This is a genomic window from Curtobacterium ammoniigenes NBRC 101786, from assembly GCF_001571045.1.
GTDB classification, from domain to species: Bacteria; Actinomycetota; Actinomycetes; order Actinomycetales; family Microbacteriaceae; genus Curtobacterium; species Curtobacterium ammoniigenes.
In genome coordinates this window covers 36,061-57,498 of the sequence record NZ_BCSV01000006.1, presented here as the reverse complement: position 1 = coordinate 57,498, position 21,438 = coordinate 36,061, and the positions used below count along the sequence as shown (strand labels likewise).

Genomic DNA, 21,438 nt, shown 5'->3' with positions numbered 1-21,438 from the left:
CTGCGACCGTACGCGAGGGCAGTGGAGGCTTCCTGCGGGTTTGCCGGTATCCGGTTGCAGCCCTCCGATTCGCGATATACCGTGTGTCTCGAAGTCGCGATATAGCGCGAAACATGAGGAGGCGCACCATGGCTCAGGAGAAATGGCTCGTCGACGAGCCGAAGGTCATCGACACCGGCATCGTCCGACGGCTACGGGTCGGACTCGTCGCCGGCCAGGTCGACGTCATCGCGCACGACGAACCGACGGCTCGCATCGAGATCCACAGCGTGAGCGGCAAACCGCTGAAGGTCGAGATCGATGGCGACACCCTGACCGTCGACCACCCGCAGGTCCGCTGGGACGACCCCATCGGCTTTCTCCGCTCGTTCCGCGGCAAGGCCGTCGCGGACGTCAGCATCCTCGTCCCGCGTGACGCCTCCGTCACGGTCGGCGTCGTCTCGGCCGGTGCGCTCGTGAGCGGCGTCAACCACGGGGCAACCCTGCACACGGTCTCGGGCGATGTCGTCGCGCAAGGGATCGGCGGCGACCTGCAGGTCAATGCTGTCTCCGGCGAGGTCGCGGTCCGCGAGCACGACGGGCAGGTCACTGTGCGCACCGTCTCCGGCGCTGTCGCGGCAACCGGGGCGATCTCCCGCTTCACCTGCGACGGTGTCTCCGGCGACGTCCTCCTCGACATCCACGGGGTGCCCGACATCGCCCGGATCAACACCGTCTCCGGGGACATCCGGCTGCGGCTGCAGCACGGCGTCCCGTTCGCGTGCTCGGTCGCGACCGCCTCCGGCACGCTGCAGTTCGATGGCGAAGAAATCCGCGGCATCCACGGCTCCTACACGAAGCGGAGTGGCGACCTGTCCGGGCAATGGCTCGACATGCGCGTGAACACGGTGTCGGGCAATGTCGCGGTCCTGCATGCGGCGCCCGCCTCCGAGGAGGTGCCGGCATGAGCCCCGTGTTCGCACATGGCCACCTCCGCCTCTACCTGCTCGTGCTGCTCTCCGAGCGCCCGATGCACGGATACGAACTGATCCAAGCGCTCGGGGAACGCTTCGGCGGCACCTACGTTCCGAGCGCCGGCACCGTCTATCCCCGCCTCGCGAAGCTCGAGACCGAAGGGTTGGTCACCTCCTCGAGCGACGGCCGGAAGACGGTCTATGCGATCACCGAGGACGGTCGCGCGGAGCTCGCGGCTCGCGAGGACGAGGTCGCCGATGTGGAGGCCGGAGTCGCCGACACGGTGCGGAGTTTGGCGGACGGGGTGCGCGCCTCCGTGTCGGAGGCGATGAAGTCGCTTCGCGCCGAACTCGCCGCGTCCGCGCAACATGCGAAGACCGGGCGGCCGGCCACCGAGACCACAACCATCCCGGAGTCCGCGCGCGCACTGCGCGAAGCCGAGATGCTCCTCACGACGTTCCGACAGGACATTCACGGCGCGCTGCGCAGGAAGGCCACCCGCGGGACCCTGGACAGCGCCACAGTGCAGCGCCTCCACGCCGCACTGGACGACGTGCGCCGCATCGTCGAGCAGGAGTAGCGCGCGGCGCTCTCGCCGCGGCGAGCCGGCGCACGCGCCGCGCGGGCGCGAGCGTCGTGAGCCGGAGCAAGGCGGCCGCGGGTTGCGATGTCGGCGCTGCCGAGTAAGTTAGCGCGACATGACGAACGAGCCGACGGACGCGCGAATGTCAGCGGTGGCCGCGGACCTTCGCGTATTCGCGACGCTCGACACGCATGGTGGCAAGGTCTCGCAACGGGTCGAGGTCCTCGTCGACGCTCCTGACCCGCGGGCCGGGCTCGTTGCGGTCCGCGGACGACATCCGCTCGATGCCGCCGACGAGCATCCGGACGACCCGTCCGATGCTCTCGAGCGCGGTGTGCCGGCGGTCGGTTGGGTTGCGCCCGAGTCGCTTCGCGACTGGTACCGACCTGACCGGCTGGTGGTGTCCGAGGCTGACGCGGTCGCAGCGGGGCTCGACCCGGGCCTCTACGCAGACACCCGCACGCGCGGCAGAGTTCGCGTCGCAGATCCGGAGGGCCACCTCGGTCCCGACGGGCGACCAGCATTTCGAGCGCTGACCGGTCCAGTCGAGACCCCGACGCTCGACACGCCGCTCCCGCGCGAGGAAGCCGTTCGCCTGGTCTCCGTCGAACTGGCGGACGACGGCGATGGGATGGTCGCGCTCGTGAGCCGACCCGTCCTCCATGTGCTGTCACCGGGCGTCTACCCGGATCATGCGGGAGACCTCCCGGGGACCTCCGCCCGGCCCGCATCGCGATCCGTCCGTATTCGCGCCTTCGTCATCGTCGACGGCACGCGACACGAGGTCGATCGCGTGGATGAACAGGCCCACACGATGTGGGTGCATCGTGACGGTCGCGCCGTGCCGTTCGCGGTCTCGGCGTTCGGCCCCGATCTGGTCCGCTATTCCGCGGAGCCGGCCTGACTCGATCCGACGCCGTGCTCGCCGAGCAGGAGTCCGGCTCGGATCCACGCCTGGCTCACGCCGGCGCGCTCACGCGGTCATCGATCGCCCGGAGCGCATCGACGACGGCCCGGGCGATCCGACGACCCGCGCGGTTCGCGCCGATCGTCGATGCGCTCGGACCGTATCCGGCGAAGAAGACCCGCGGGTCGCGGGCCGACTGCCCGTCCAGAACCCGCACCCCGCCTCCGGGCTCACGGAGATGCAGCGGCGCGAGATGCGCGATGTCCGGACGGAACCCCGTCGCCCAGATCACGGCGTCCGCGTGTCGGTGCGAGCCGTCGGCGAGGACGATGCCATCAGCGTCCAGTCGAACGAACATCGGGTTCGGCGCGAGAACGCCCCGATCGATGCCGCCCTGAATCCGGCGGCTCTTCGGGATCCCGGTGCCGCTGACGATCGACGGAAGGCGAGCGCCATCCCGCGCGGCCGCGTCCTGCACTGCGACGGCTGCCTGCGCTGACTCGACGTCGAGTTCGGTCGTGTCGCGCCAATCGACGGGATGGCGCGCACACCAGTACGTCGACCATGCGATTCCCTCGAGTTCGAGGAGGAACCCGACAGCGGACGTTCCCCCACCGACCACGACGACATCGGCGCCCAGGAAGTCGGTTGCCGATCGATAGCTCGCAGTGGAGACCTGTCGCCCGCGGAACAGGTCGCGACCCGGGTACCACGGCACGAACGGCGTGCCCCAGGTTCCCGTCGCGTTGACGAGCAGGTCAGCCACGATGGTCTCGGTCCGTGCATCCGCGCCTGCACTGGCACGCGAACCGGCACGTGAACTCGCACTCGCACTCGCACTCGCACTCGCACTCGCACTCGCACTCGCACTCGCACTCGCACTCGAGCCTGAGGCGCCCCCGCCGTCCGCGCGACGCGTGCGGATCGCGAGCCGCTCCCCCGCATCCTCGACGGACAGCACCTCGAGCGGCCGATGCACGCGAATCCCGTAGTGCGCCTCATACCGCCCGTAATAGGCGGTGACGACATCGCGTGCGGGCCGCGACTGGTCGGCATCTTCGAAACGGAGGCCCATCTCGGGCATGCCCGGCAGGTCGTTGACGCGGTGCGCCACGCCGAGCCGCAGGGCTTCCCAGCGGAATTGCCACGCGCCTCCCGGGCTGGGCGCGCGATCGACGATGCGGAGGCGATCGTCGCTCTGGACGCCCATGCGCTGCAGGAAGTACGCCACGGAGAGGCCCGCCTGACCGGCACCGACGATCACGACAGAAGCACTGTCGGCGGTGCCGACGCGAGCGAGCGAATCCATTGCACCGATTGTGGCGCGCGTACCTCTGCATCCACCAGGTTCGAATCGGGGTACATGGTAAAGTGGCCGGAGATTTCCAACCAGTACCGTCCGGTGGTCTCACCCGATTTCTCCAGCGAGACATCCCCCCGGGCGCCGAGCCGAATATGAGGGGGTCACGCATGGGGCGCGGCCGTCAAAAGGCAAAGCACACCAAGGTAGCCCGGGAGCTGAAGTACTTCAGCCCGGAGACCAACTACGGTGCACTTGAGCGTGAGCTGTCTGCAGCGCAACACTCCGACGAGAACGACTACGTCGACCGTTGGGCGGATGAGTACGCCGACGACGACGAGTTCGAACCGCAGGAGCAGGACCAGAACAAGACCGCCTGATTCGGCAGTCCCGTGCCGCGCGCCCCTGACCGGGTGCGCGGCATTTTCGTGCGATTCCGGCTGCCATACCGGTTCACCAGGGATGCGCAGCCGCGCGCCTCGTCGGACGGATGCGTGTCGGAGCGCGGTGATCCGCCGACGTGGGGGGTCGGACGATGCAGCACGCGGCAACGGCGGCGGTACCGGCTCCGGCTCCGGCTCCGGCTCCGGCTCCGGCTCCGGCTCCGGCTCCGCGAGGATCAGCGGTAGTCGCCGATCAGCCGCACGGCGCCCCCGTTGACGCCCTTCGCACCCTGCTCGAAGCCTTCGAGCGAGCGGACCTCGCGTGAGACGGTCCCGGCCGTCCACGCGGGCAGTCCGGCACTGCTGAGACGCCGAAGCACTGTCGGCACAGATCCGGCCGCGACGACGGCGAACATGCCGACGCCGAGGTTCCAGGTGCTCTCGGTCTCAGTGAGGTCGAGCCCACCGAGGTCGGCGAGGACGCGGAAAATATCGTTCGGGCTCCAGGTCGCACGGTCCACCTCGACCCAGGATCCGGTCGGCAGCACGCGTGCCAGGTTCGCGGCGATGCCGCCGCCGGTGACATGCGAAAGCGCGTGCACCGCCCCGTCGAGATCCGGATCGTCGAGCACGTCGAGCAGCGGCGCCGTGTAGAGACGGGTCGGTTCGAGCAGCGCCTCGCCGATCGGATCGGGGAGGCCGTCAACACGCTCCGAGAGGCCGATGCCGCGTTCGGCGAGAATGTGCCGCACCAGCGAGAACCCGTTGGAGTGGAGACCAGACGAGGCGATCGCTACGACCGCGTCCCCCTCGACGACACGATGGGGGCCGAGCTGGCGCTCGAACTCGACAACGCCGACCGCGGCGCCGGCGACGTCGTAGTCATCCGGTCCGAGCAGCCCCGGGTGCTCGGCTGTCTCCCCGCCGACGAGCGCCGTACCGGTTGCGGCGCACGCGCGAGCGATGCCTTCGACGATGGCGGCGATCCGAGCCGGAACGACCCGGCCGCACGCGATGTAGTCCGTCATGAACAGCGGGCGTGCCCCGACGACGACGATGTCGTCGACGACCATGCCGACGAGGTCCTGTCCGATGGTGTCGTGCTTGTCGAGCGCCTGGGCGATCGCGACCTTCGTACCGACACCATCTGTCGACGTCGCGAGCAGCGGACGGTCATACGACTTCAGCGCGGTCGCGTCGACGAGCCCGGCGAATCCGCCGACACCGCCGAGCACCCCCGCATGATGCGTCGCGGAGACCGCCGCCTTCATGAGTTCGACCGCGCGATCACCGGCCGCCGTGTCCACACCTGCCGCGGCGTAGGGATTCGCCATTCGTTCATCCTCCGCACACATGGCAGACTTATTCGGTACCACCCGATTCTACGGTCTGGAGAGTGCTGCGCATGTGCGGCATCGTCGGTCTTGTCTCGCACGGACCTGTCAATCAATCCGTGTACGACGCGCTCCTGCTCCTGCAGCATCGGGGTCAGGACTCGACCGGCATCGCCACGTGCGAGGGCCACGTGTTCCACCAGCACAAGACGAAGGGCCACGTCCGGGAGGCGTTCCGCACCCGGGACATGCGCTCCCTCCTCGGCACGATGGGACTCGGACACGTCCGCTACGCCACCAAAGGCGCGGCGAGCAACGAAGAAGAGGCGCAACCGTTCTATGTGAACGCCCCGTACGGGATCGTCCTGGTCCACAACGGCAACCTCACGAACACCCGGGAGCTGACGCGCGAGCTCTTCGACGTCGATCGGCGGCACTTGAACACGAGCTCCGACACGGAGCTCCTCGTCAACGTGCTTGCGCATGAGCTGCAGGCGCAGGTGCGCGGCGGCACCGAGCTCGACCCCGGTCAGATCTTCGACGCCGTAGCGCGGGTTCACGAGCGTGTGGAAGGGTCCTACGCAACGATCGCCATGATCGCCGGGCACGGCCTCCTGGCGTTCCGGGACCCGTTCGGCATCCGGCCGCTCATCCTCGGCCACCGCTTCGACGACGCCGGCCGAAGCGAGTGGGTCGTCGCCAGCGAGTCACTCGTTCTCGAGTCCGGCGGTTACGACATCGTCCGCGACGTCGCCCCCGGCGAAGCCGTGTTCATCGACATGGGCGGACAGATGTCCGCGCGCCAATGCGCGGCCGACCCTCGCCTCGTCCCGTGCTCGTTCGAATACGTGTACTTGGCACGTCCCGACTCGATCATGAACGGCATCTCCGTGTACGACGCACGGCTCCGACTCGGCAACCGACTCGCAGACACGATCGCCCGACACGCCCCCGCCGGCGACATCGACGTCGTGATGCCGATCCCGGACTCCTCGCGACCAGCTGCGATGCAGGTCGCGCAGAAGCTCGGGATCGAGTATCGCGAGGGGTTCTACAAGAACCGGTACGTCGGACGCACGTTCATCATGCCGGGCCAGGCGGAACGCAAGCGCTCTGTTCGGCAGAAGCTCAACGCGATGTCGTCCGAATTCAAGGGCAAGAACATTCTGATCGTCGACGACTCCATCGTGCGCGGCACGACCAGCAAGGAGATCGTCGAGATGGCGAGGGCCGCCGGGGCGAACGAGGTGACGTTCACCTCAGCCGCGCCTCCCGTTCGGTACCCGCACGTCTACGGGATCAACATGCCGACACGGCTCGAGCTGATCGCGCACGACCGGAAGATTCCCGAGATCAATGCCGTACTGGGCAGCGACCACCTCATCTACCAGGAGGTCGACGACATGCGCGATGCGATCATCGAGGGCTCCCACGTCACCGACCTGGAGATGAGCTGCTTCACCGGCGACTACGTGACAGGGACCGTGACTGGCGAGTATCTCAGCTGGGTCGAGGCGAACCAGCTCAGCTGACGCCGCAATCGTCCGCTCGACAGCGGGCTACGACCGGTCCGCGTCGGCGTCGGCGTCGAGCTCACCCTCAACGGTCTCCGGCTCCGGTTCCACGACGCGCCGCTGTGCGACGAGCCGCGCTGACCGGCGACGCAGAACGGCATCGAGCAGCACCGCAACCACCGCACCGATGATGAGTCCCGCGGTGATGCCCCAGAGCGAAAAATAGCCTACCTGCCCCCAGAAGCCGACGGCCGAGGCTGAGGTTCCCGTCGTGTCGACGACGTTCGCGCCCTGCCCGAGATTCTGGGTGAGAGCGACGACGATGAACGACACCACGAAGCCGGCGATCGCTCCGCCGACGATGAAGACGCCGAACTTCGGCGCACGACGGATAGTGACGTCCGCCTCGCGGTAGCTGTCTGGTGGGGTGGTGCTCACAGCACCATTCTCCCCCAGTCCGCCGACACCCTTGATCCGGCCCGCATCGTTCATCTGCCCCCCGGGTTGGGACGTCCGAACCACCGGGCACAGTTGTCAGGATTGGTGCGCGATGCAGCACCGATGGGAGGCGCACATGTCCAGGAGCGCCAACACCGGCGGCGCCCGCGAGTCGTCGATCCGTCGCCCCTGGCCGGTCCTCTCCCGCCCCGAGGAGCTGACCATCGCCCGACTCGTCATCGACGACAGGCGCAGCGTCGCCATCGTGGGCGGCCCGGGGATCGGCAAGACGGTGCTCGCCCGTGCCGTCATCGACCGGGCCGCGACGACCAGCGCGGTCCGAGTCGTCCCGATCGAGCCCGGTCCGCACGAGTCGTCCAAGCCGTTCGCCGCGGGTGCCGACGCACTCGCCGACCTCCCCGCGGGCGCCAACAGTCACCCGTTGGACGCGGATCGAGCGATTCGGGACGCCGCGGCGATCACGGACGCCGACGTGATCTTCCACCTCGACGGCGGCGATCGAATCGACGGCCTCACGGCGCGATACCTCGCGTGGCTGGTTCGCGAGCGGGGTGCGCGAATCGTCCTGACCTGTCGTGACTTCGCGCGGGTCCCCGAGCCGTTGCAGGGACTCTGGAACGACGATCTGCTGCACCGGGTAGCGCTTCAGCCACTCTCCCTCGACAGCGTCGATCGGCTCTTGGCCGACGTGCTCGGACAGCCGCTCGACGCCGCATCCGTCAACCGTCTCCACCGAGCGACCGAGGGGAACCCCCTGTACCTTCGCGAGGTCGTTCGCGACGGTCTCGCGTCCGGAGCGCTCGAACGAACCGCGTCCGGGTGGTTCTGGCGCGGGCGCATCACGGCCGCGTCGAGTCTCATCGACATGTACCGGACCACGTTGCGCGGTCTCCCGGATCCGATCCGCGAGACCGTGGACATCGTCGCGCTCGCAGATCCGCTGCCCCTCGCACACCTCCGCGAACTCGTGAACGACTCCGACCTGGACCAGTCGGTCGCGACGGGTCTCATCCGACTCGAGAGTCGCGGCGCCCCGGACGGCACGCCGGTCGCTCGCCCCGCGAACCCGCTGCTCGGCGAGGCCGTCCGCGACCTCGTGCCGGTCGCCCGCCGAACAGCGCTGTTCGCGCGATCGAACGCGTTTCGCGCCGATACCTCGGCCGCAGCGACACCGGCCGGACGCCTGCGCGCGTGCCTCTGGTCGCTCGAGTGCGGGATCGTCCCTCCAGCGGACGACCTCCTCGACGCGGCGGAGGCTGCCATCAGCCTCCAGGAGTACGAGAGCGCGATCGAGTTGACCACCGCGGTGCTCGGCACACCACCCGCAGAGCCCGCTGCGACCGTCGCCGCGCGCGTGCTCAGAGCCACCGCCACAACGTTCCTCCGTGGCCGCGAAGCGGCCCGATGTGACGCCAGCACCGCGTGGGAGGAAGCGCGCGAACATGCGCACGCGCTCCCACCGGCACTGCTGATCGAAGCCGCCGAGACGATGGCGAACCTCGTGCAGTTCCACGACGACGACGTCGACGGCGCGCTCGCGATCGTCGACGCCGCGGAACCCCTGCTCGACGAGCAGGGCAGGGCGCGGCTCCGCATCCTGCGTCTCGCCCACGAAGGGTGGGGCGGCCGCTTTCAAGGGGTGCTCGTCGAGACCGATCGTTCGGGGATGCTCGACGGTTCGGTGCCGGTCGCCGCGCTGGCACTCGTGCCGTGCTCGATCGTCGCGCTCGCCGTGGCAGGACGCGTGCCCGATGCGCTCCGCCTCGCCGCATTCGCGCTCGCGACTGCGTCTGCGAACGTCGAGGTCGCCCCCTGGAGTGTCGGCGAAATCATGAGCGTGACCCATCAGGTCCACATGTGGGCGGGACTGATCGACGACATCCCGACGCACGTGTCGCCGTTCCGGCCCAACCCGTTCTTCAAATACGACTTCACCCTCGAGCTGCTCGCCGAGGGCAACGTGGCGATCGCCCAGCGGCGTTGGGAGGATGCGCGCGCCGCGTTCTCGGCGGCCGCCGATCGATTCGCGATCAGCGACCACGGCGGCTTCAGCGCGTATGCCTGGTCGCGGCTCGCCCTCGCGCTCGCAATGCTCGGCGATACCACTCAGGCTTCGGCCGCCCTCGACCGCGCACAGGCCACCCCACTTCGCGGAATGCGGATCACAGCGGAAGAGGTGCCGAGCACCAACGCGTTCACCCAGATGGTGCTCGGGCGCCCCGCCGCGCTTCCACACGCCGTCGAGATCACCGAGCGGTCGATCGCCACCGAATCGTGGCTGCCGGCCCTCTTCGGCGTGCTGCTCCAAATGCGCATCACTGAAGAGCTCGGTCAGAACGTGACACGAATCACCAAGCGCGCCCGCGACCTCGCGACACGCGTTCAAACTCCGGTCGCAGAAGCCGTCATCGCCATGCTCGACGCCGAAGCCACCGACGACCTCCCGGCGATGCGAGCCGCGCGCGCAGCGCTCGCTCGGGCCGGGTTCCCGAGAAGCATCTCGACGGCGATTCGCCCGCCGCTCACCAAACGCGAGCACGAGGTCGCAACCCTGGCGGCCAAGGGAGCGAGCAATCGCGAGATCGCAGCACGTCTCAGTGTCTCGGTGCGGACGATCGATGCACATCTGGCCCGGGTCTTCGCGAAATGGGGACTGCACACGCGATCCGAATTGCGCGAGCTGCTCTGACGCGCGGCACGAGACTGCGCGGCGCATTCGCCGCGCGCGAGATGTTCCCGTACATTGGGGTCGTCGTCGGGTTCGGGCCCGTTCGGGTCGGGCCCGAATCCCGGCGGCACCTCATTACCGTACTGATCGCACCCTTGATGCGGCATCGGTAATGGATACCTAAATCGGCATCCGCACCGGCAGGAACGCCGTCAGGTCGGCGCGCGACCCGGATGCGTGCACCGACCCCGACCGGACCGCATCTCCCCACGACGTGTCGCCCGTCGCGACCGCCAGCCACGTTCCGGCGTCCATCTCGACGACGTTCGGCGGCGTGCCCCGCGTATGACGTGGACCCGGAACGGCCTGCACCGCCCCGAACGGCGGGACGCGAACTTCAACGCTGTTGCCGGGCACGGCGTCAGCCAGGAGCTGCAGCAACCACCGCACGGCCGTCGCGGTCTGCGGCCGCTGCGCGGTGCCGGTTCGGACAGCGGCGAGCGCAGAGGCGCCAGCCTCGTTCTCGATCCGCTTGACTGCCACCGCCTCACGCTACCGCGGCGCTCGATAGGGTTGTCGCGTGCGAATCCTCGTTCTCGGATCCGGAGCGCGCGAACACGCGATCGTCACCGCGCTGCTCGCCGAAGATGCCGGCCATGCGATCACGGTGGCGCCCGGCAACGCCGGAATCGCCGCAGACGTCCCGGTCGTCTCGATCGATCCCACGAACGGCGCGCTCGTCGCGGAGTACGCGCTCGAGAACGCCATCGATCTTGTCGTCGTCGGCCCCGAGGCGCCGCTGATCGAGGGCGTCGCAGACCCCGTGCGCACGCGCGGCATCCCGGTGTTCGGACCGAGCAAAGCGGCCGCGCAGCTCGAAGGATCGAAATCCTTCGCGAAGCGGATCATGCACGAGGCCGGAGTCCCGACCGGCCGACCGGTCTTCGCGGCCACCCTCGCCGACGCGACGCGCGCGCTCGACGACCTCGGCGCGCCCCACGTCGTGAAAGCGGATGGCCTCGCAGCGGGCAAGGGTGTTCTCGTCACCGACGATCGGCAAGCAGCACTCGATCACGCCGCCTATTGGCTGCAGTACGGCGGCGTCGTCGTCGAGGAATACCTCGACGGCGAGGAGGTCTCCCTGTTCTTCGTCAGCGACGGGCATGACGTCCGTGCGCTCAGCCCTGCGCAGGACGCGAAGCGGCTCCTCGATGGCGATGCCGGGCCGAACACCGGGGGCATGGGCGCCTACTCACCGCTGCCGTGGCTCGACGAGCGCTGGGGCTCCGAGGCGGCATTCGTCCGCGAGGTCGAAGAGCTCGTCGCTCTGCCCACGGTCCGACAGCTCGAACACGAGGGCACGCCGTTCGTCGGCCTGCTTTACTGCGGTCTGATCGTCACCGAGCAGGGCGTCCGGGTCATCGAGTTCAACGCGAGATTCGGCGACCCCGAGACGCAGGTCGTCCTCCCCAGGCTCGAGACTCCGTTGAGCGAGGTCATGCTTGCTGCTGCGACCGGACGTCTGGCCGAAGCGCCGGCGCTCACGTTCCGCGCGGAGGCCGCTGTCACCGTGGTGCTCGCGAGCGAGGGGTACCCGGAGAACCCACACACCGGCCGCGTCCTCCACGGCGTCGATGACGCCGCATCGCTCGACGGGGTCAGCGTGCTGCACGCCGCGACCGGCATCCTCGACGGCGAGCTCGTCGCAACCGGAGGCCGCGTCCTCAGCGTCGTCGGCGTCGGCCCCGACCTGCGGACGGCGCGAGCGCGTGCATACGACGGCATCGCGCGCATCTCGCTGCACGGCGGCCAGCATCGAACCGATATCGCGAAGAAGGTGTCCGCATGAGTGAGACGACCGACACGGCCGCGCCGAGCCTCCCCGGCTGGACGCATCGATATTCCGGCAAGGTGCGAGACCTCTACGTACCGTCCGACACGCCGGACGCCCGCGCGCGACCCGTGCTGCTCGTCGCCTCAGATCGCGTGAGCGCATTCGACCACATGCTCGAACCGGCGATCCCTGAGAAGGGTGCGCTCCTGACTCGCCTGTCACGGTTCTGGTTCGCGCAGCTCGCCGACATCCCGAACCACCTCCTGTCCGCGGACACGGACGCGCCCACGGTGCCCGCGAGTATCGCGGACCGCTCGATGCTCGTGCTCGAACTCGAGATGTTCCCCATCGAATGCGTCGTTCGGGGATATCTGGCCGGCAGCGGCTGGATCGAGTACCAGGAGACCGGGAGCGTCTGCGGCGTCCCGCTGCCCGCTGGTTTGGAGGCCGGCGATCCGCTTCCGGAGCCGATCTACACCCCCGCATTCAAGGCGCCGCAGGGCGAGCACGACGAGAACATCACCTTCGACCGCACCGTTGAGCTCGTTGGCGCGGATGCCGCCACCGTGCTTCGCGACGTCGCACTCGACGCCTATCGAACCGCTGCCGACCTCGCGCGCCAGCACGATGTGATCATCGCCGACACCAAGTTCGAGTTCGGTCGTGACGACGCCGGCGTGATCCGTCTCGCAGACGAGGTCCTGACGAGCGACTCCAGCCGATACTGGGACGCCGCTGCCGAGGGCGGCTCACGCAGCATGGTCTCGTTCGACAAGCAGATCGTCCGGAACTGGTTGCGGGACAACTGGGACAGCCGCGGCGTACCGCCGCGCCTGCCCGACGAGATCGTCGAGCGCACCGCGGAGCGCTACCGCGAACTCATCGAGCGACTCGGGGCCTGACCACCGGGGTTCGAACCGGCGACCACGTGCGCTCCTCCGTCCCGAGCAGGAGACGCGCATCGGTCCGCACCACGCGATAGGCCTCGGCGTTGTCGTGGCCCACTGCGTACCCGTGCACTCGCGCACGGGACAGGCGGTACTCCACGTCGAAGTAGGAGGCGCCGCTCTGCGACACGTGCTCCCGGGCGGATGCGGTCCAGCGCTCGACATGGCCAGCGTCGATCGGCAGGTAGGCGGTCGGCGCCCATTCCGCGAGCGTCGATGGCGTCTCGTACTCGAGCAGGGTCGTCGCACTGCGCCGCACGGCACTCCGGAGGGCCTGTGCCGTCGCGCGGTGGTCCTGGTGCGAATCGAGCTGCGGCGGACCGGCGACGATGTCGTAGCCGGGCAGGAGTGCGTCGAGCGAACGGATCAGGTCCTGCGTCGGCTGCAGTGATCCGTCCTGATACCTGAGGATCCGGAGGGCACCCCGGGACAGCGATTGCGCCGCGTTCTTCGCCTCGGCGACGCGTTCAGGGCTACTCCCGCACAGGACGAGGATGTCGGCCTCGGTCGCTTCGATGAGCGCCGGACAGCCCAGTTCGGCGTCGTCCGGATGCGGTGCGACGACGAGCGCACGCAGTGACGGCGCGGCTGCTGCCGGCGTCGGCTGGGTCATGAACCCGCTCGGGCGATCGCGAGCACGGTGACGTCGTCGCCGGCATCCTGGCTGCGCGCGCGGGCGCGAACCGCATCGAAGAACGCGGCGATCGAGCCGGCCTCCCGGTAGATCGCACCGAGCGTGCGAAGCGAGTCGAGTGTCGAATCCCAGAGCTCGAGGACGCCGTCCGACACGACGAGGAGGGCGTCACCCCTCCCGAGGAGCAGAGAGCTCGACGCACGGGGAGCTCCCGTCGGGTGCAGACCGATCGGCAGGTCCAGCGATCGAAGGATGCTTGCTCGACCGTTCGCTGCGAGATGCAGGACGAGCCCGTGCCCGGCATCGACGAAGTCGAGCCGCCCCGTCTCCGCGAACAACTGCCCATGGAACAGGGTGGCGAACGCCTCGGATCGGGCGAGCTCCGGCGCCATCTGCGCCTCCAGCGCGCCGACCGCGTCGTCGGGCGCGAGCTCCGCCCGAGCGCGCAAGGCGCCGCGGAGGCTCGACGCGAGCAAGCCTGCCGCCATGCCCTTGCCCATCACGTCCGCGAGGGTGACGACGGCGCCGTCGGTGGTGCGCCTCCAGTCGTAGTAGTCGCCCGACACGACCCCATGGGGAATCGACAGTGCGGCGATCTCGTAGCCGGACACCTGCTCGCCGGACGGGGCCATGCCGTCGACGACCGCTCGGAGGCGGTCGTGATCGGCGCCGCTCTCCAGCTCTCGCTGCGCCCATCGCGCGAGATCCTCGAGCAACTCCACCTCGTCCTCACGGAGCGTCCGCGGCTGCGGGTCGATCAGGCAGAGTGTGCCCACTTTCTCACCGGCATCCCCAAGACGGAGCGGCGCGCCGGCATAGAACCGGATCTGGAGGTCACCGGTCACGAATCCGAGATCGGCATACCGCTCGTCCGCGCGCGCGTCCGGGATGATCACGGGCGCGTCCTGGTCGAGCGTGCGGCCGCAGAACGTGTCAGCGAGCCGCCACTCCCGCTCCAGGGGCTCGTCGATCTGCTGCGACTTGATGGTGAGCGTGTCTGTCCCCGCGAGGTTCAGGAATGAGCCGCTGACGCCGAATACCTCCCGCGCGATGCGCGTGATGCGCTCGAAGCGTTCCTCAGGGCCGACGTCGACCACATCGAGCGCCTCGAGGAGGGCTGCGCGACGTGCCCCGGCACTCGATTCGGTGCCCGATCCAGCCGACGGGGAATCCACTGTGCTCGACGCGTCCAAGCTCATACCAACAACGGTAATCGCTGCAGCGTGCCGCTTCTCACCCCAGAACGAGCGCTGCCTCCTCGGGTGCCTCGCTCACGCGTCAGGGCACCAATGCCGCACGTGTGGTCGGCCCCGCATGTCGGCGTGCATTCACGGCTCGCGCCGAACCGGCTCGCCCCCGCCGAGCAGCGCCGCGTTCCGCGCCTCTGACTGCGCCGGAAACACCCAGCGCCCGTACGCGTAGTAGCGGAACAGGGTCGCGACCGCTTGCCCGATGAGCGTTCCCGAGACGTTGTCCGAGAGCGGCGAGTGCAGGTGGAGCACGTATCTCGAGAAGCCGAGGCACCCGAGCTGCAGCGCGATAGCGACCAGATTGAGCAGCGCGAACAGTGAGAACCGCGCAAGGGACGGCTCCGCGTTCCGATCCCGATACGTCCACAGGCGGCTCCCGATATACGTCACCACGCTGGCCGCGGCGATCGAGATGACCTTCGCGACGAGCGGGAGGGACGAGAGCACGCCATGCCCGCCCCAGAAGACGAGGACGTTGTAGATCGCGGCGTCGACGACGAACCCGACCCCGCCGACGACGAGAAACGACCCGCCGCGCCTGAGGTGCCCGACGATCCAGGTGCTCGCTCGCGTCATCTCCCCCGCTCCCCGTAGGATTCCCCACGGCAACGGGACAGCAGCGAATCGTCGCTGCCGGTGTCCGAGGCCGCGTCTCCGCTGCCCCGCTTCGTTGCGCCGCGCATGAAAAGGACCCTACCCGTGACTGCTCCCGACCTCGTTATCGCCGCGATCGTCCCGTGCTACAACGAGGCGCCGGCGATCGCGAAGGTGGTCCGCGACCTGCAGCGGGCGGTCCCCGGAATCGACGTCTACGTGTACGACAACAACAGCACGGACGGCACCGCGGAGGTCGCGCGTGCGGCCGGCGCGGAGGTGCGCTACGAGCGCATGAAGGGCAAGGGGAACGTGCTCCGTCGCGCGTTCGGCGACATCGATGCGGACGTGTACGTCCTGATTGACGGTGACGACACGTATGACGCGTCCGCGGCGCCGCGAATGATCCAGACCCTGCTCGACGGCCCCTACGACCACGTGCTCGGGACGCGCGTGGACGACCCGAATGCCAGTGCGTACCGACCCGGTCATGCCACCGGCAACAAGATCTTCAATCGGATCGTCGGCCGACTGTTCGGCCTCCCTGTGACGGACATGCTCAGCGGGTACCGCGTGATGTCACGGCGCTTCGTGAAGTCGTTCCCGGCCCTCTCGCGCGAGTTCGAGACGGAGACCGAGATCACCGTTCACTCGATGAACCTGCGGGTTCCGCAGATCGAGATCCCGACGGCGTTCAAAGATCGTGCTGAGGGCACGGAGTCGAAGCTGAACACGGTGAGCGACGGTCTGAAGATCCTGTCGCTCATCGGCCACCTCATCCGCTTCGAGCGCCCGGTCCTCTTTCACGGCCTCATCGGAGCGATCTTCGCGCTCATCGCCATCGTCTTGGCGATCCCGCTGTTCGTCGAGTACGCGCACACCGGGCTGGTCCCCCGGTTCCCGACCGCAGTGCTCGCAGCATCGCTCATGGTGATCGCGATCCTCACCTGGGTGCTCGGGTTCGTCCTCGAGGGGATCACGCGTTTGCGGCGCGAGACGAGCCGACTGAACTACCTCACATACTCGGCACCGGGCCAACCGATCAAGCGGCTGCCACTCGAGCATCCCGCTCCGGCGGGAACCGCAGACCCAGCCCCCGCATCGCCCGCACCGGCGCAGCACGCCAACTGATCACGGCTTCGGCACGGCGTCCCAGGACGCGGGATACCGGGACAGCAGGTTCCACCGGCTGACCGGCCAGGTGATCACGAACGCTCGGCCGACCACGTCGGACACCGGCACGAACCCGTGCATGCGGGAGTCCGCGGAATCGTATCGGTTGTCGCCCATCACCCAGAGCTTGCCCTGGGGCACCGTCACCTGGAAGTTCGTGGACGACACACGGTTCGTGCCGGCCGGCACGACGACGTAGGGCTCCGGCACCGTGTGGCCGTTCACCGACAGCTGCCCTGTGGTTCCGCAGCATGACACGTGGTCGCCAGGGAGGCCGATCACCCGTTTGATGAGATCGTTGCCTTCTCCGGCGCTCAGCCAGCCGCCGGGGTCCTTGAACACGATCACGTCGCCGCGCTGCAGGGGCACAACGCCGGGCACGAGTTCGTTCACGACGACACGGTCGCCGATCAACAGCGTGTTCTCCATCGAAGCTGACGGGATGTAGAACGACCGGACCAGGTATGACCGCACCAGGAACGAGGCGATCAGCGCCGCCACGATGATGATCGCGATGTCGCGCAGCAGTCGAAGGCTGCCACCGCGGCGCCGAGCGGTCTGACCGGAAGATGCCATGCACCTATCCTGGCGGGAATCGCTCGTCCGAACGCTGGATGCCCGCGTTCGGAGCGTTGAATGGAGCGATGCCGACCACCGACGATGACAGCGATCGCGCCCTCCGCTGGCGCGTCGCGGCCGAGTCAGACCTGTCACTCGATGAGCACGAAGCGATTGCGGCGATGCTCGCACGCTCCTTCGATGATTGGTCGTTTTGGTTCGTCGGCGGCCGGAGCTGGGCCGGGATCGAACCGGAGGCGCGCGTGCTGGCGACCACGGCCTCCAGAGCGATCGTTGCGCACGCCGGATTTCGTCGGATGTTCGTGCGTGCGCCGGACGGTCCGCTGCTCGTCGCCGCCGTCGGGCTGATCGCGGTCAGCCCGGAGGCGCGCGAAGCGGGCGTGGGCAGCGCACTCATGCGACGACTCGAGACGACGCTGCGTACACTCGACGTTCCGCTCGCGGTCGTGCAGGCGGGTGAAGAGTCAGCGGCCTTCTTCGGCGCGTGCGGCTGGGCCGCGGCCGACGAGGCGACCGTCACGTACGTCGACTACTCCGTCAACGGCGCCGGTGTGACGGTCACCGACGACAGCGGATGGCGCGTCCTGCCGCTCGGCGACACCGCGGAGCGATTTCGTGGAGCGATCTCGTGGGATGGTCAGCTCGTCTGATCGCATCACCTGGTCGCGCTCCGCGCACGCGCTCCGGTCAGCGGCTGCCGCGCCGGTCGCGCGCCGACTCGACGAAGCGCTGGAACGCGGCAGAGTCGGAGATCGAGCCGTCGAAGCGCTCACCGTCGACGAGCACCGTCGGTGTCCCGGTGATGCGCTCGCCACCGGTTCCGGGAGCGGGCGTGTTCGTTCGGATGGTCGTCACCGCGCCGACCCAGTCGGTGAACGCACCGGACCGCACGCAGGAGGCCGTGGTCGGGTCATCGGCGCCAGCCTCGGACAGGACGTCCGCGATCTGGCGATTCGAGAGTCCGCGGCTCCCTTCAGACGGCTGTCGAGCGAACAGGGCGACGTTGGCCGGGAGGAACGCGTCCGGCTGTCGATCCGCGACGCACGCGAGCGCCGACGCCGCGCGCGTCGAATAGCGTGACCCGGCGGACATCCTGTCGAGGATCGCGATCGGATGGATCTCGAGTTCAGCCTCACCGTCAGCGACCAGTCGCTGCAGATACGGCAGGTTGACCTCCTCGAACACGCGGCACGCTGGGCAGAGCAGATCTTCGTAGATGACCACTCCGACCGCGCCATCCGGGGCGGACACGGGCTGGATCATCTCGTGGGTCGCAGCTGCGCGCGCCCGCACGGGAACAGCGGCCCCTTCCGATCCGATGAGGCGGAGACCGCCAGAGGGCATGTTGCGGGGACCGGCGACGGGAGGGGCGGGCGCCTGCGTCAGGATCAGGACGAGCACGACGGATGCGGCCATGCCCCCGAGCAGCGCACCGGACCACCCGAGCAATCGCCGTCGATGGGCCCGTCGACGTATCGCCTCGCGGCGTGCTCGTGCGGCGTTCCGCGCCTGGATTCGTCGTTCGCTACGGCTCGCGCGGGGCTGTGATACGTACATGAGCATGCAGAATATCGGACGCAGGATCCGACCTCATGACGAAGCGCCCCGGGCGAGCGCTCATGCTCGTCCGGGGCGCTGTCGTTGCGCTGATTCAGGCGCCGGGAACACCGACGCCAACGGCTTCGGGCTGCTCCTGTGCTCCGGGAGCCTCAGGCTGCACGCCCTCGCGGACCCGACGACCAAGCTCCGCGTCGACCTTCGACCAGTACTCGAAGATCCGCTCGAACAGGTCCTGACGAGTGACCTTCGATACGTGCCCGACGATGTTCGCGACCAGCCGATCGCGCTGCTCGTCGTCCATCACGTCGCGAACGAGCGATCCCGCTTGACCGAAGTCGTCATCCTCGGCGTGGAGCGTCGCAGCGGTTCGCACGAGCTCGCCGTCGGACTCCCACCCGGAGACCTCGCCGGCCGCGGCCGGGTTCGCCACCGGACCGCCGACTGAATCGGGTCGATACACCGGAACGTCCTGCGGCTGGAAGTCGTATCGCATCGCTCCGTCGCGCGCCGACGAATGCACGGGCACGCGTGCGGCGTTGACCGGAAGCTGCGCGTAGTTGGTGCCGACACGGTAGCGGTGCGCGTCCGCATAGCTGAAGATTCGCGTGAGCAGCATCTTGTCCGGACTCGCAGCAATCCCCGGCACGAAGTTCGACGGCTCGAAGGTTGCCTGCTCGATCTGCGCGAAGTAGTTCTCCGGGTTCCGGTTCAGTTCCATCGTGCCGACCTCGGTCAGCGGATAGTCGCTGTGCGGCCACACCTTGGTGAGGTCGAACGGGTTGAACCGGTACTGCTTTGCGTCGTCGAAGGGCATGACCTGCACCTTGAGCGTCCACCGCGGGTAGTCGCCGCGGTCGATCGCCGCGCCGAGGTCGCGGAGGTGGAAGTCGGCGTCCTCGCCGGCGATGCGGTCGGCGTCTTCCTGCTTGAGGATGTCGATGCCTTGCTGCGAGATGAAGTGGTACTTGATCCAGAACCGCTCACCGTCGGCGTTGATCCACTGGTAGGTGTGCGACCCGTAGCCGTTCATGTGGCGCCAGCTGGCGGGGAGACCGCGGTCGCCCATGAGCCAGGTGACCTGGTGCGCTGACTCAGGAGAGAGCGTCCAGAAGTCCCACTGCATGTTGTGGTCGCGGAGGTGCGAGCCCGGCAGGCGCTTCTGCGACCGGATGAAGTCGGGGAACTTGATCCCGTCCCGAATGAAGAACACGGGGGTGTTGTTGCCGACGAGGTCGTAGTTGCCCTCAGACGTGTAGAACTTCAGCGCGAAGCCGCGCGGGTCGCGCCAGGTGTCGGGCGATCCCTGCTCACCGGCCACCGTCGAGAACCGCGCGAGCATCTCGGTCTTCTGACCAGGCTGCAGGAATGCAGCCCGGGTGTACGCGGATACGTCGCCGGTGACGGTGAAGGTGCCGAACGCGCCGCCGCCCTTCGCATGCACGATGCGCTCGGGGATCCGTTCGCGGTTGAACTGCGCGAGCTTCTCGAGGAGGTAGTGGTCGTGGAGGGCGATGGCACCGTCAGCTCCGACCGAGAGCGAGTGCTCGTCGCTGGCGATGGGTGCACCGTTGTTCGCGGTCGCGATCGGACGATCGTCTTGGAAGCTTTCTTCGGTCACGAATCGTTCCCTTCGGTTGTGTGTCGAGCGCGTTCGTGGCGCTCCGAGCCAATGCGCGCCGGATGACGCGGGCCCCCTTGGCTGGAGTCAACCACGCTCGGCTTGACGAATATCGACGGTGCGGAGAACGGTCAGGAACCCTTGCGGAAAGGCGGACAATAGAGGACGACATCGACCGAGGAGGCCGCCACGCCCACTCCCCCCGTCTTCTGGAGCATCTGGCACTTCGACCCGCTGGCCGCGGTGATGATCGTGCTCGCGGCCGCCGCGTATGGCGTCTGGGTCGTGAGTGCCGGGCGCCGAGGTGCGCGTTGGCCCTGGTACCGTTCGCTCGCGTTCCTGGCTGCGCTCGTGCTCTTCGGACTGCTGCAATTCGGCATCGTCGGGCTCTACAGCCGGGAGCTGCGCTGGGCGTTCACGCTGCGGCTCGCGCTGCTGTTCTTCGCCGTGCCAACGTTCGCGGCGCTCGGTGCGCCGATTGCGCTCCTCCGGTTGGGAGGCCCGCCCCGCGTCTCCGAGATCGCCGAGCGTGCGCTGCACTCCCGCGCTGTCCGCATCCTGGGGAACGCGATCGTTTCGCCGATCATCGGCCTGGTGCTCTTCAGCCTCCTCCTGACGCCACTGTCCGCCGGGCTGCGCACGTCGGTCGTCGCGGCGGTGGCAATCACCGTGCTGGTTCCACTCCTGGGGTTCCTGCTGCTTGCGCCGATTGCGGAGCCCGACGTCCTGCGATCGTCGACGTTCGTGACGGCGGAGTTCCTGCTCGCGTTCGTCGAACTCATGATCGACGCGATCCCGGGCATTGTGTTGCGGATCAGCGGCAGCGTGCTCGACGGCGCGACCACGGCGGCGATCGGCCCGAGCTGGTTCCCGACGCCCCTGCGGGATCAGCAGCTTGCCGGAGATGTCCTCTGGTTCATCGCGGAGATCGCCGATATTCCCGTGCTCATCGCGCTGTTCATTCGCTGGCAGCGGACCGATCGCCGCGAGGCGCAGTCGATCGATGACCTCTCCGACGAGGAGGTCGAGGCGCTTTCGCGGGCGCACTTGGAGCGCTTCCGCGAGCGGTGACCGCTCCCGGACAGCCCTCGAGCTGGCGCAGTCGACAGCTGTCGGTTCAGTCGACCGCTGTCGGCGCCGTCCACCG

At 68.4% G+C, this 21,438-nt stretch carries 21 protein-coding genes; 11 read left to right on the top strand and 10 right to left on the bottom strand.

The genetic code is table 11. The annotated features are described in order from the left end of the window. The first annotated feature begins 128 nt into the window (after window positions 1–128). From CAM01S_RS12800 to CAM01S_RS12790, 3 genes are all read left to right on the top strand, one after another. Complete coding sequence (locus CAM01S_RS12800; protein ID WP_066522480.1) at window positions 129–947, top strand: DUF4097 family beta strand repeat-containing protein; 819 nt, start codon at window positions 129–131, stop codon at window positions 945–947. After that, window positions 944–1,534, top strand: a complete 591-nt coding sequence (locus tag CAM01S_RS12795) for a PadR family transcriptional regulator (RefSeq protein WP_066522472.1) — start codon at window positions 944–946, stop codon at window positions 1,532–1,534. The genes CAM01S_RS12800 and CAM01S_RS12795 overlap by 4 nt, the downstream gene beginning before the upstream one ends. A gap of 118 nt (window positions 1,535–1,652) precedes the next feature. After that, a complete protein-coding gene (locus CAM01S_RS12790) occupies window positions 1,653–2,441 on the top strand; it encodes a hypothetical protein (RefSeq protein WP_066522469.1) in 789 nt (262 codons plus the stop codon). 55 nt (window positions 2,442–2,496) lie between these two features. On the opposite strand, the gene CAM01S_RS12785 is transcribed toward CAM01S_RS12790, so the two are convergent. Then, window positions 2,497–3,753: an FAD-dependent oxidoreductase gene (locus tag CAM01S_RS12785; protein WP_066522465.1), complete on the bottom strand. Its 1,257-nt coding sequence runs from the start codon at window positions 3,751–3,753 to the stop codon at window positions 2,497–2,499. Between the two features lie 161 nt (window positions 3,754–3,914). On the opposite strand from CAM01S_RS12785, the gene CAM01S_RS12780 reads away from it, so the two are divergent. After that, window positions 3,915–4,124: a DUF3073 domain-containing protein gene (locus tag CAM01S_RS12780; protein WP_066522463.1), complete on the top strand. Its 210-nt coding sequence runs from the start codon at window positions 3,915–3,917 to the stop codon at window positions 4,122–4,124. Window positions 4,125–4,363: 239 nt separating this feature from the next. On the opposite strand, the gene purM is transcribed toward CAM01S_RS12780, so the two are convergent. Continuing rightward, window positions 4,364–5,461, bottom strand: coding sequence for a phosphoribosylformylglycinamidine cyclo-ligase (purM, locus tag CAM01S_RS12770; protein WP_066522457.1), 1,098 nt, complete (start codon window positions 5,459–5,461; stop codon window positions 4,364–4,366). A 71-nt stretch (window positions 5,462–5,532) separates the two neighbouring features. Here purM and purF point away from each other — a divergent pair, with 71 nt between their 5' ends. Then, window positions 5,533–6,993, top strand: a complete 1,461-nt coding sequence (gene purF, locus CAM01S_RS12765; protein ID WP_066522456.1) for an amidophosphoribosyltransferase — start codon at window positions 5,533–5,535, stop codon at window positions 6,991–6,993. Window positions 6,994–7,020: 27 nt separating this feature from the next. On the opposite strand, the gene CAM01S_RS12760 is transcribed toward purF, so the two are convergent. After that, complete coding sequence (locus CAM01S_RS12760; RefSeq protein WP_157071567.1) at window positions 7,021–7,413, bottom strand: hypothetical protein; 393 nt, start codon at window positions 7,411–7,413, stop codon at window positions 7,021–7,023. A gap of 136 nt (window positions 7,414–7,549) precedes the next feature. Between CAM01S_RS12760 and CAM01S_RS12755 the strand changes: the two genes are divergently transcribed. After that, window positions 7,550–10,123 (top strand): helix-turn-helix transcriptional regulator, encoded by a 2,574-nt coding sequence (locus CAM01S_RS12755; protein ID WP_169795876.1) that lies wholly within the window; start codon window positions 7,550–7,552, stop codon window positions 10,121–10,123. Window positions 10,124–10,282: 159 nt separating this feature from the next. Here the strand turns inward: CAM01S_RS12755 and CAM01S_RS12750 are convergent, their stop codons facing one another. Further along, the gene (locus tag CAM01S_RS12750) at window positions 10,283–10,645 is read right to left on the bottom strand and encodes a sterol carrier family protein (protein ID WP_066522448.1); all 363 of its coding nucleotides are present in this window, start codon (window positions 10,643–10,645) and stop codon (window positions 10,283–10,285) included. 37 nt (window positions 10,646–10,682) lie between these two features. Between CAM01S_RS12750 and purD the strand changes: the two genes are divergently transcribed. After that, window positions 10,683–11,951: a phosphoribosylamine--glycine ligase gene (gene purD / locus CAM01S_RS12745; protein WP_066522446.1), complete on the top strand. Its 1,269-nt coding sequence runs from the start codon at window positions 10,683–10,685 to the stop codon at window positions 11,949–11,951. Then, complete coding sequence (locus CAM01S_RS12740; RefSeq protein WP_066522443.1) at window positions 11,948–12,838, top strand: phosphoribosylaminoimidazolesuccinocarboxamide synthase; 891 nt, start codon at window positions 11,948–11,950, stop codon at window positions 12,836–12,838. The genes purD and CAM01S_RS12740 overlap by 4 nt, the downstream gene beginning before the upstream one ends. On the opposite strand, the gene CAM01S_RS12735 is transcribed toward CAM01S_RS12740, so the two are convergent. The 3 genes from CAM01S_RS12735 to CAM01S_RS12725 all read right to left on the bottom strand — a co-directional run bounded on the left by CAM01S_RS12735 (window position 12,816) and on the right by CAM01S_RS12725 (window position 15,343). Continuing rightward, window positions 12,816–13,496: a PIG-L deacetylase family protein gene (locus CAM01S_RS12735; RefSeq protein ID WP_066522440.1), complete on the bottom strand. Its 681-nt coding sequence runs from the start codon at window positions 13,494–13,496 to the stop codon at window positions 12,816–12,818. The genes CAM01S_RS12740 and CAM01S_RS12735 overlap by 23 nt on opposite strands. Then, entirely contained in the window at window positions 13,493–14,716 is a 1,224-nt protein-coding gene (locus tag CAM01S_RS12730; RefSeq protein WP_083528036.1) for a PP2C family protein-serine/threonine phosphatase, read from the bottom strand. Before CAM01S_RS12730 ends, CAM01S_RS12735 begins: the two co-directional genes overlap by 4 nt. Before the next feature lie 129 nt (window positions 14,717–14,845). Next, window positions 14,846–15,343 carry a GtrA family protein gene (locus CAM01S_RS12725; RefSeq protein ID WP_083528035.1) on the bottom strand — a complete coding sequence of 166 codons (498 nt, stop codon included), beginning with the start codon at window positions 15,341–15,343 and terminating at the stop codon, window positions 14,846–14,848. Window positions 15,344–15,466: 123 nt separating this feature from the next. Here CAM01S_RS12725 and CAM01S_RS12720 point away from each other — a divergent pair, with 123 nt between their 5' ends. Beyond that, complete coding sequence (locus CAM01S_RS12720) at window positions 15,467–16,492, top strand: glycosyltransferase (RefSeq protein WP_245631642.1); 1,026 nt, start codon at window positions 15,467–15,469, stop codon at window positions 16,490–16,492. Here the strand turns inward: CAM01S_RS12720 and lepB are convergent, their stop codons facing one another. Then, window positions 16,493–17,110, bottom strand: coding sequence for a signal peptidase I (gene lepB, locus CAM01S_RS12715; protein WP_066522431.1), 618 nt, complete (start codon window positions 17,108–17,110; stop codon window positions 16,493–16,495). A gap of 68 nt (window positions 17,111–17,178) precedes the next feature. Here lepB and CAM01S_RS12710 point away from each other — a divergent pair, with 68 nt between their 5' ends. Then, window positions 17,179–17,763 (top strand): GNAT family N-acetyltransferase, encoded by a 585-nt coding sequence (locus CAM01S_RS12710; protein ID WP_169795875.1) that lies wholly within the window; start codon window positions 17,179–17,181, stop codon window positions 17,761–17,763. A 37-nt stretch (window positions 17,764–17,800) separates the two neighbouring features. Here CAM01S_RS12710 and CAM01S_RS12705 read toward each other — a convergent pair whose 3' ends face one another. After that, window positions 17,801–18,529 (bottom strand): DsbA family protein, encoded by a 729-nt coding sequence (locus CAM01S_RS12705; RefSeq protein ID WP_169795874.1) that lies wholly within the window; start codon window positions 18,527–18,529, stop codon window positions 17,801–17,803. 235 nt (window positions 18,530–18,764) lie between these two features. After that, a complete protein-coding gene (locus CAM01S_RS12700) occupies window positions 18,765–20,291 on the bottom strand; it encodes a catalase (protein WP_066522426.1) in 1,527 nt (508 codons plus the stop codon). A 246-nt stretch (window positions 20,292–20,537) separates the two neighbouring features. Here CAM01S_RS12700 and CAM01S_RS12695 point away from each other — a divergent pair, with 246 nt between their 5' ends. Further along, window positions 20,538–21,362 (top strand): cytochrome c oxidase assembly protein, encoded by an 825-nt coding sequence (locus tag CAM01S_RS12695; protein ID WP_066522424.1) that lies wholly within the window; start codon window positions 20,538–20,540, stop codon window positions 21,360–21,362. Window positions 21,363–21,438 lie beyond the last annotated feature (76 nt).